The sequence below is a fragment of the Paenibacillus forsythiae T98 genome (assembly GCF_000520735.1).
Taxonomy (GTDB): domain Bacteria; phylum Bacillota; class Bacilli; order Paenibacillales; family Paenibacillaceae; genus Paenibacillus_AQ; species Paenibacillus_AQ forsythiae.
On record NZ_ASSC01000602.1, the window covers coordinates 1 to 3,185 of the forward strand.

Genomic DNA, 3,185 nt, shown 5'->3' on the forward strand with positions numbered 1-3,185 from the left:
ACAAAGGTCAGCGAATGCAGGAACAATACGACCGGAATATGGGGGAAGGCCTGCTTCACGGCTGCCATCACATGCGGCCGGTTGTCAACCTGAATAAGCTCATACGCCTCCTCCCGGAGGGCTTTGAGCGCTTCGGCAAGGTAGAGGCCGGGCGTATCCGCAGGCAGGCGAAGCAGCCTGACGCCCTCGCGGGCTTCCAGGCCGGGGAGTCCCGGCATGATCCGGCTGATTACGGTGACATGGTGGCGGCGGGCAAGCAGCCTGGCCGTCTCCCAGATACAGATTTCCACGGAACCGCTGCCCGGAAGCGGAAACCGTCCCGGCGCTATCATGCAGATGTTCATCGTCAGTCTCCTTTCCCGAGCAGCGGACGTTCTTTCTTCCTTGCACTATATGCCGATGTCCCGCCGGGAGACACTTTCTTTGCCGGAGAGCGGCGTCTATCCAATGCGAAAGCTGCCGCCGAAGCATAGCTTACCTTGTGTAGATCATGCTTCGGCAGGAATTTAGCGGACAGGAGTGTGGAAGGCAAGGATGAAGGTCAAATCGACACTGACAAGCAAGTGGATCAAGACAAAGGTGCTGCTCCGCAGCCCGGAAATTTCGGCGCTGATTCCAGAGACGGCAAGACTGACCCGCGAGAATGCGAAGAGAATGCTGGACAAATACGGAATGGTGTATATCAAGCCGGAGGTGGGCACCTACGGAAACGGTGTCATCCGGGCGGAGCGCCGCTTCGGTAAAGGGGGAGCCGCGTACTGGTATCAGAGCGGGACCAGGCAGAGAACCTTCAACGCCTTTGAGGCGTTCTATTCCTCGCTCAAGGGGTTGACCCGCAGCCGCAAGTACCTGATTCAAAAAGGAATCGATCTGCTGAAAGCGGGGGGCCGGCGTTTCGATATCCGCGTCATGGTCCAGCGCGGTCCAGGTGGAGTCTGGGAAACGACAGGGCTGATCGGCCGGGTAGCCGGGAAGGGAAAGGTGGTTACGAACTACCATGCTGGCGGCAAGCCGACGGCGGTGGAGAAGCTGCTCGCTCCGCATATGAACGACGCGCTTCAGGCTGAAACGCTAAAGCGTCTGCGGAAGCTCGGAAAAGACATCGGGAATTTCTACAAGAAAAATTATCTGGGATTCAAGCAGCTCGGGGTTGATATCGGTCTGGACCGTGCCCTGACTCCATGGATCATTGAGGTCAACACGAATCCGGACCCGTACATTTTCAATCAGCTTAAGGATAAAACCATGTACCGCAAGGTGATGGCTTACCGCCGGGCACAGCAATCACCCCCCTCAAGGAAATAGAATCCGCTTTCTGTTCTTTCTGAAAATGAATTAAATTTAAGAAAAACTTGCAGGCTGCGTTTCAACCCGTACAATAAAGGGTAAATACAAAAAAATTGTGGAAAAGGTCGAAATTTCGTCGGGCAGAAGCCATAACGCAGTCTGAAAGAACAGTCCGTCTATAATTCATTTTTGGGAGAAGGGGTGGGAGCTTGAGCGGCTCGCTGACGTTATCGATTGCCATTTGCACCCGGAACAGACATGAGGATTTGCGGAAATGCCTGAAGTCGATATTCAGACAGCAGGGTATTGCCGGTTTGGCGGTTGAAATTCTGATCATTGACGACGGAGATACGCAGGAATCCTGGCTGCAAGAGGTCAGAAGCGAAATACCTTCCGGCATGGAGCTGGGTTATCACCGGAAGAAACGGGAGGAAGCGGGTCTCATTAAATCGCGGATTTATGCGACCCATGCCGCCCGGTATGAGACCCTTCTGTTCCTCGATGACGATGTGGAGCTGGAAGCGGATTATCTGGCCGTGCTTCTGCGGACCTTTGAACGCTATCCTGATGCGGTCGGCGTCGGCGGGGTAGACCAGAGCTTCTCCTGCTCCCTGAAGGGCAGACTGCTTATGCTGGTAAGCGGCCGAAGCCGCTTCGCCCCCGGAAAGCTGTCCTACAGCGGGTTCGCCTCCGCCATGAATTTGTGGAACCGGCAGAAGCGGAGCTTCCGGACCGAGTTTCTTCATGGATGCAATATGTGCTTCCGCAAGTCGGCGCTGCGGGATGTAGAGCCGGTTGAATGGCTGAACGGCTACAGTCTTGGCGAAGACCTGTATCTGTCTTACTTGGCCGGGCTTCACGGGCCGATGATTGTGAACCCGGAGCTTAAGCTGGTGCACTATGGATCGCCGGCCTCCAGAGACAAGGAAGAGCAGGTCGCTTATACCAAGGTGATTAACCACTACGAGCTGCTGAAGCTCAGAACCGGGATAACGCCTTTCCGCTATGCCATGCTGCTGTGGACGGCCAGCTTTCTATACGCGGAGACGGCTCTTAAGCGCCGGAAAGAGGCAAGCAGCGGCTATCTCAGAGGCATCCGGGAGCTTAGAGGAGCGCAGACCCGCAGCTGACCTGTCCCCCGGGCCTGATGGACGGCAATTCACGACCTCTTACGCCAGAACCTGCACTCATACGGTCTTCTGCACATTACATGCGGCACCCGAATCATGGATCGAAACCATCGATTACGGGTGCTTTCGCATGCATAGCGTGTATTCCCTTGTATGTTTGTCTCCCTGTTACCGTACACTGGATATAGAGGATTCTTCATTAATCGGCAATCGGCGCTCGGCAGCTCTGCGGCAGAAAGGGGGAGGACGCCCTGGTAACCGGAAAAAAACTCAATCTGGAGCCGTACACGCAATGGGAGCCGGGTGTCCGGTCAGCCTCGTCCGCCTGCGGCCCCTCCACGATGGCCGCGATCACGGAATATTGGGGCAGGAGGCTGGGGAAGCCGGATATGATCGGCAAGAAGCGTTTCCGCTCGAAGGCGGAGCATATCAATCATTTGTACAACAGATACAGAGGACGCCCATGGGGGATGAGCGCGCGCGGCTTCGCCAGCGGCCTTCAGGCGTATCTCCGCGATTCCCTAGGAAATTCTGCGACGGTCTTGCTGCGGCGCTTCAATGATTTCTCCCTGTACAAGTCGGAAATCGACGCGGGCCGACCGGTAGCGGTGAAGTTCGACAAATGGTTCTCTCTGCGCTGGTTAGGGGGCTATGCGTACGACTATCACTGGACCGTGGGGACAGGCTATGAAATGACGGAGACGGGTCTTCTGTGGCTGATCGTCCAGGATAACGGCTCGAAACGGGCGAACGGAGGATTCGCCGCAA

General features: G+C 56.0%; 4 protein-coding genes. 3 read left to right on the plus strand and 1 reads right to left on the minus strand.

What is annotated here, in order from left to right:
* On the minus strand, window positions 1–344 hold a 344-nt coding region (locus L692_RS29400), incomplete at its 3' end, for a glycosyltransferase (RefSeq protein WP_036724464.1).
* A gap of 190 nt (window positions 345–534) precedes the next feature.
* Here L692_RS29400 and L692_RS0118780 point away from each other — a divergent pair.
* The 3 genes from L692_RS0118780 to L692_RS30745 all read left to right on the plus strand — a co-directional run.
* Complete coding sequence (locus L692_RS0118780; protein WP_025701615.1) at window positions 535–1,305, plus strand: YheC/YheD family protein; 771 nt, start codon at window positions 535–537, stop codon at window positions 1,303–1,305.
* A 191-nt stretch (window positions 1,306–1,496) separates the two neighbouring features.
* Window positions 1,497–2,417: a glycosyltransferase family 2 protein gene (locus L692_RS0118785; protein ID WP_051503535.1), complete on the plus strand. Its 921-nt coding sequence runs from the start codon at window positions 1,497–1,499 to the stop codon at window positions 2,415–2,417.
* A 275-nt stretch (window positions 2,418–2,692) separates the two neighbouring features.
* Window positions 2,693–3,185 (plus strand): C39 family peptidase (locus L692_RS30745; RefSeq protein WP_232238827.1); only part of this gene is annotated, 493 nt, incomplete at its 3' end.

Coding starts and splice junctions, on each gene's coding strand:
- L692_RS0118780 (WP_025701615.1), top strand. CDS start 535: ATGAAGGTCAAATCGACACTGACAAGCAAGTGGATCAAGACAAAGGTG.